Origin of the sequence: Synechococcus sp. R6-5 (assembly GCF_047461775.1) — a bacterium.
In the GTDB taxonomy this organism is placed as follows: domain Bacteria; phylum Cyanobacteriota; class Cyanobacteriia; order Thermostichales; family Thermostichaceae; genus Thermostichus.
In genome coordinates this window covers 1-5,455 of sequence record NZ_JANSHV010000219.1, presented here as the reverse complement: position 1 = coordinate 5,455, position 5,455 = coordinate 1, and the positions used below count along the sequence as shown (strand labels likewise).

Genomic DNA, 5,455 nt, shown 5'->3' with positions numbered 1-5,455 from the left:
CGGGGCTCCTGCGATTTCTAGCTGACCTCTCCCATCACCTCCCCTATCGGCACCTTTCTGCTCCGCGACGCCGACGCGACCGGCTTGGATGGCCTCAGGCCCTGATCCCCGCTTCTCCAGGAACCGCCGCCGGCAGGATCCCTGCCAACAGTTGCGGCGGGTTAGGTGATGACGTCTGGCTGCTGCCGACCGGTGCGGGCGCGAATCTGGGCAAGGTGATCGGCCAGTTGAATCTGTTCGGCCAAGGCCACTTGGGGATCCAGGCCATGCCGGGCGGGATCCAGCTCCAATCGCTCCAGGTACACCCGCAGGGTGGCTCCGTGGGTGCCGGTTCCCGAAAGCCGGTAGATGATGCGGGATCCATCCTCAAAGCCAATGCGGATCCCTTGGTGGCTGGTGGTGCTGCCGTCCACGGGATCGGTGTAGCTGAAGTCGTCAGCGTAGGCCACCAGCTGGGATCCCAGGCGCTGGCCCACCCACCCGGGCAGGGAGCGTCGCAAGTCTTCCATCAGCGCCTCGGCCACCTCCACCGGCAGTCCCTCGTAGTCGTGACGGGAGTAGACGTTGCGCCCATAGGTGCGCCAGTGCTCTTCCACGATCTGCCGCACCGGCTGCCGTCGAACGGCCAAAATGTTCAGCCAAAACAGGACGGCCCAGAGCCCGTCTTTTTCCCGGATGTGGTGGGATCCGGTACCGAAGCTCTCTTCCCCGCAGAGGGTAACTTTGCCCGCATCCAGCAGGTTGCCGAAGAATTTCCAGCCGGTGGGGGTCTCGTAGCAAGGGATCCCCAGCTTGGCCGCCACCCGATCCGCTGCCTGGCTGGTGGGCATGGAGCGGGCAATTCCCGCCAGACCTTCTCGGTAGCCGGGTACCCGGTGGGCATTGGCAGCCAAGACTGCCAAGCTGTCGCTGGGGGTCACGTAAAATTGGCGGCCCAGGATCAGGTTGCGATCCCCATCCCCATCGGAAGCGGCCCCAAAGTCCGGCCCATCTTCCCGAAACAACAGTTCCACCAACGAGCGGGCATGCACCAGGTTGGGATCCGGGTGTCCGCCGCCAAAATCCGGCAGGGGCTGCCCGTTGAGCACACTGCCCTCTGGCGCTCCCAGGGATCCCTGGAAAATGGCGTGGGCATAGGGGCCGGTGACGGCGTGCATGGCGTCGAAGGCAATGCGGATCCCGGAAGCCAGGTAGTCGCGGATGGCCTCGAAATCGAACAGACGCTGCATCAGGCCCAAGTAATCGGCCACCGGGTCGATGACGGACACCGTGAGGGACCCCAGCCGTTGCTCGCCCAAGCGATCCAGATCGACATCGGGAGCTTCCAGGATGCGGTACTCCCGGATCTGCTGGGTGCGGGCGTAAATGGCCTCGGTCACCTTCTCCGGGGCAGGGCCACCGTTGCCGATGTTGTACTTGATGCCGAAATCCCCCTGGGGGCCGCCGGGGTTGTGGCTGGCAGAGAAGATGATCCCCCCGTAGGCGCCGTACTTGCGGATGAGACAGGAAACCGCCGGCGTGGAGAGGATCCCTCCTTGGCCCACCAGGACTCGCCCGATGCCGTTGGCCGCCGCCATCTTGAGCAGGATCTGAATGGCCTCGCGGTTGTAGTAGCGGCCATCTCCCCCCACCACCAGGGTTTGGCCGGCGGATCCCTCTAGGACATCAAAAATGGATTGGACGAAGTTTTCCAGGTAGTGGGGCTGCTGAAACACGGACACCGGCTTGCGCAGGCCAGAAGTGCCGGGTCTTTGGCCAGGGAAGGGCGTCGTGGGAACAATGCGCAGGCTCATAGGCTGCCGGAAAAGCTGCTTGCTCCTCTACTATCTCATCGTTGGGCCTCTCGTTTGTGCTGAGTTGCATCGGCAGCGCAGACTTCTTTCCCTGCCCATCCATGTGTGGATTGGGTTGAGCGGACTGCATCATCTCGGCTGGTAGCCCTCCATCCTCAATCCCCTGGCTTAACCACCCACTCCACCGGGGTTTTGCTGGGATCCGGCAATTTCAACGAGAACAGCCCCGCCGCCAAGATCAAGAGGGTGGAAAACCAAAGACAGCCCTCCAATCCGTAGAACTGGAAGAGGATCCCAGAAGTTACCGTCCCCAACAGCCGCCCGCCGGAATTAGCCATGTAATAAAAGCCCACATTGAGGGCTACGTCGTCGTCTTCCGTGTAGGCCAGCACCAGGTAGGAATGCACTGCCGAATTGAAGGCAAAGACGATCCCGAACAGGATCAAGCCGCCGGTGATCACCAGCTCCGGTGCCAGCCCGGCCATGAAGGCTGTGGCAATGATCGCCGGCACTGCCGTCAGCACGAAGGTCCAAATCTGGATGGTGCGGGCCTTGGGAGCACGGCCAGGGCGACCCCCACCCAGCAGTTGCGGCGCTACAAACTGAATGAACCCATAGCCAATCACCCAGATGGCCATGTAACTGCCCACCTGCATAAAAGTCCAGCCCAGCTCGTCGTAGAGAAACACCGGCAGGGCCACCACAAACCACACATCCCGCGACCCAAACAGGAAAAAGCGAGCTGCCGAGAGGATGTTGATCTCTCTGCTCTTGGAAAACAGCCGCTTGAAGGGGATCTTGGCCTTGATTTTGCCCATGTCTGCCGGCAGCAGCGCCCCCGAACAGAAGATCAAAGCCAACGCCCCCGCCTGGACAAAGTTGGCCATGCGGAAGCCCATGGGATCCCCGTAGATTTCGGTGAAGATCTGCAGCAGGGCCGCTCCCACAAAGAACCCCACCCCCTTGAGGGCGTTTTTGGATCCCGTGAGCATAGCCACCCAACGAAACAGGCGGGATTCCGCTTCTTTGGGCACCACCAGGCGGATGGCGCTTTTGGAGCTCATCTTGGTGAGGTCTTTGGCGATCCCGGCCAGAGCTTGGGCCGTCATCACGTAGGCCACCTGGCCCCAGACCGGCCACTGCAGGTTGATCACCCCCAGCATCACCAGGCCAAAGATCTGAATGGCAATGCCGCCGTAGAGGGTCAGCCGCAGGCCAAAGAGGGATCCAATCCAGCCGCCCAGGAAGTTGGTGATCACCCCGAAGATCTCGTAGAAGAGGAACAGCATGGCAATCTGAATCGGGGTGAAGCCCAACTTGTGGAAGTGGAGCAGCACCAACATGCGGATGGCGCCGTCGGTGATGGTAAAACCCCAGTAGGCAGCGGTTACCAGGGCGTAGTTGCGAACCGCAGAGGCTTGAGCCGTCGAAACAGAAGTCATGGGCAGGTCTCCAAGGGAGATGTTTCTATAGACTGCGGGCCACTTTGCGGGCCAGTTCCGCCATGCGGTTGGCGTAGCCCCATTCGTTGTCGTACCAGGCCAGGATCTTCACCTGGGCGCCATCCACCACCATCGTCGAGGGCGCATCCACAATGCTGGAGCGGGGATCCCCTTTGAAATCCACCGAGACCAGGGGCAGCTCCTCGTAGCCGAGGATCCCCTTGAGTTCGCCCTCGGCTGCAGTTTTTAAGAGGTGATTGACTTCTTCCACGGTGGTGGGCCGCCTGACTTCGAACACCGCATCGGTCAGGGAAGCGTTCAAGAGAGGAACACGCACCGCAATGCCGTTTAATTTGCCGTTGAGTTCGGGGTAAATCAGCCCAATGGCCGTGGCCGAGCCGGTGGTGGTGGGCACCAAAGACAGCAGAGCGGAGCGGGCCCGCCGCAGATCTTTGTGGGGGGCATCCACCATGGTTTGGGTATTGGTAACGTCATGGATGGTGGTGATCACCCCGTGAACAATGCCGATCCCCTCGTGGATGACCTTCACCAAGGGAGCCAGACAGTTGGTGGTGCAGGAAGCCGCCGTGAGCAAATGGTGCCGGGCCGGGTCGTACAGGTGATCGTTGACGCCCATAACAATGTTGAGGGCTGTCTTGTCTTGGACGGGAGCAGCCACAATCACCTTGCGCACCCCCGCTTTGAAGTAGGCATCCAGCTCTGCTGCCTTGACAAACTTGCCCGAGCATTCCAGCACTAGCTCGATCCCCAACTCTGCCCAGGGCACTTCACCAGGAGACTTGTGTTCGCTAAAGGTGAGGGTTTTGTCCTGAATGCGCAGCCGGTTATCGGATCCCTCAATGTCGATAGCCCAGCGGCCCTGCACCGAGTCAAACTTCAACAGGTGGGCCGCCGTCGCAGCTCCCCCTTTGATCTCGTTGATGTGGGCGAATTCCAGCTCTTCCCAGCCCCAAGCAGCCCGCAACACCAGCCGTCCGATGCGGCCAAAACCGTTGATGCCCACCCGCACTGCCATAGCATTGACCCTAGACTTGTCCAGAAGGGATCCCGCTCTCTCAGGGCAAATCCCGCCTCAACTTTATCAGAACGCCCTAGTCGTTTCAAGACAAGTTGATGGGTAGGGTCAGGAGAGACTGGCCGATGGGGGTCGGTTCACGGTTGGCCTTGGGAAATGTTGCCGAATGTCCTGAAATCCAAAAGGGATCCGCTGAGGCAGCCCCAATCGACAACAGGGCCTATCCTGTAGCCGATTTGCAGTCCAGATCCACACCTCTGGGCAACAATTCGCCCAGCCCGGCAACCGGTGGCCTAAGCTGGGAAAAGTTGTGCTTTTCTGGATGTGCCCCCGCCGCCTCAGCCTTCTGTGCAGGATGACTTTCCTCCCTTGCCTCCCCCCCCTTCCCGTTCTCCGGCCTTGAGGGTGGTGGAGACAGCTTTTTTGGCCAGTACGGCAGCCTTGATCTGGATCCTGAGCTACACGCCGCTAGCTCCTTTCATGCGCCTGTTTTTCCCCATCCCGGTGGCGCTGGCGGTGATGCGCTGGGATCCCCGCACAGGGGCAATGGCCCTGGTGGTCTCCGGCCTGTTGCTGACGGTGCTGATAGGGCCCACGCGCAGCATTCTCTATGTCATTCCCTATGGTCTGCTGGGCTATTGGTGTGCCCGCCTGTGGCAGCAGCGTCTTTCCTGGTACGTCTCGGTGGTGAGCGGGGCTGTGCTCAGCGCCCTGGGCTTGATCTTTCAGTTGGTGCTTTCCTCCCTACTGGTGGGGGAAAACCTCTGGATCTACGTAACCATTCAACTTACCGGCCTAACCAACTGGCTCCTGGATGTGTCCCTCAGCCGATGGGGCGTCTACTGGGTGGCAGAACCCTGGATGGTTCAGGTGGTGGTGGTGGGATTTATTGCCTTCAATTCCCTCATCTACGTATTCACGGTGCATTTGGTGGCCGCCCTGGTGATGGAGCACTTTCGTTGCCCGCTGCCACCCCCGCCGAAGTGGGTACAGTTTTTGCTGGATTAGCAGCCCCTGTGAGTTGTACAAGAGCAGAGCAAGCTGCTCTACAAATGAGTTCTTGACAAATCTTGACAAATGAGTTCTTGGCAAAAGTCCCACCCTATTGCCATGCAACGCTACAGGAATGCAAGAACTGGAAGGTTCTCTGCTACGATCGCGGTAGCGGGACGGAGTCCTTTCGC

At 60.3% G+C, this 5,455-nt stretch carries 4 protein-coding genes; 1 reads left to right on the top strand and 3 read right to left on the bottom strand.

Annotation, left to right across the window (positions count from 1 at the left end; genetic code table 11):
• Positions 1–161: 161 nt before the first annotated feature.
• The 3 genes from NW818_RS11265 to NW818_RS11255 form a co-directional block, all read right to left on the bottom strand.
• On the bottom strand, positions 162–1,793 hold the full coding sequence (locus NW818_RS11265) for an alpha-D-glucose phosphate-specific phosphoglucomutase (protein ID WP_414416155.1): 1,632 nt from the start codon (positions 1,791–1,793) through the stop codon (positions 162–164).
• 155 nt (positions 1,794–1,948) lie between these two features.
• Positions 1,949–3,235: an organoarsenical effux MFS transporter ArsJ gene (gene arsJ / locus NW818_RS11260; RefSeq protein WP_414343360.1), complete on the bottom strand. Its 1,287-nt coding sequence runs from the start codon at positions 3,233–3,235 to the stop codon at positions 1,949–1,951.
• A gap of 25 nt (positions 3,236–3,260) precedes the next feature.
• Positions 3,261–4,271: an ArsJ-associated glyceraldehyde-3-phosphate dehydrogenase gene (locus NW818_RS11255; RefSeq protein ID WP_414424603.1), complete on the bottom strand. Its 1,011-nt coding sequence runs from the start codon at positions 4,269–4,271 to the stop codon at positions 3,261–3,263.
• A gap of 369 nt (positions 4,272–4,640) precedes the next feature.
• Here NW818_RS11255 and NW818_RS11250 point away from each other — a divergent pair, with 369 nt between their 5' ends.
• Positions 4,641–5,279 carry a DUF2232 domain-containing protein gene (locus NW818_RS11250; protein ID WP_414390504.1) on the top strand — a complete coding sequence of 213 codons (639 nt, stop codon included), beginning with the start codon at positions 4,641–4,643 and terminating at the stop codon, positions 5,277–5,279.
• Positions 5,280–5,455 lie beyond the last annotated feature (176 nt).

Excerpts from the sequence above, each read along its gene's own strand:
- arsJ (WP_414343360.1), bottom strand. The coding sequence starts at position 3,235 with ATGACTTCTGTTTCGACGGCTCAAGCCTCTGCGGTTCGCAACTACGCC.
- NW818_RS11265 (WP_414416155.1), bottom strand. The coding sequence starts at position 1,793 with ATGAGCCTGCGCATTGTTCCCACGACGCCCTTCCCTGGCCAAAGACCC.
- NW818_RS11255 (WP_414424603.1), bottom strand. The coding sequence starts at position 4,271 with ATGGCAGTGCGGGTGGGCATCAACGGTTTTGGCCGCATCGGACGGCTG.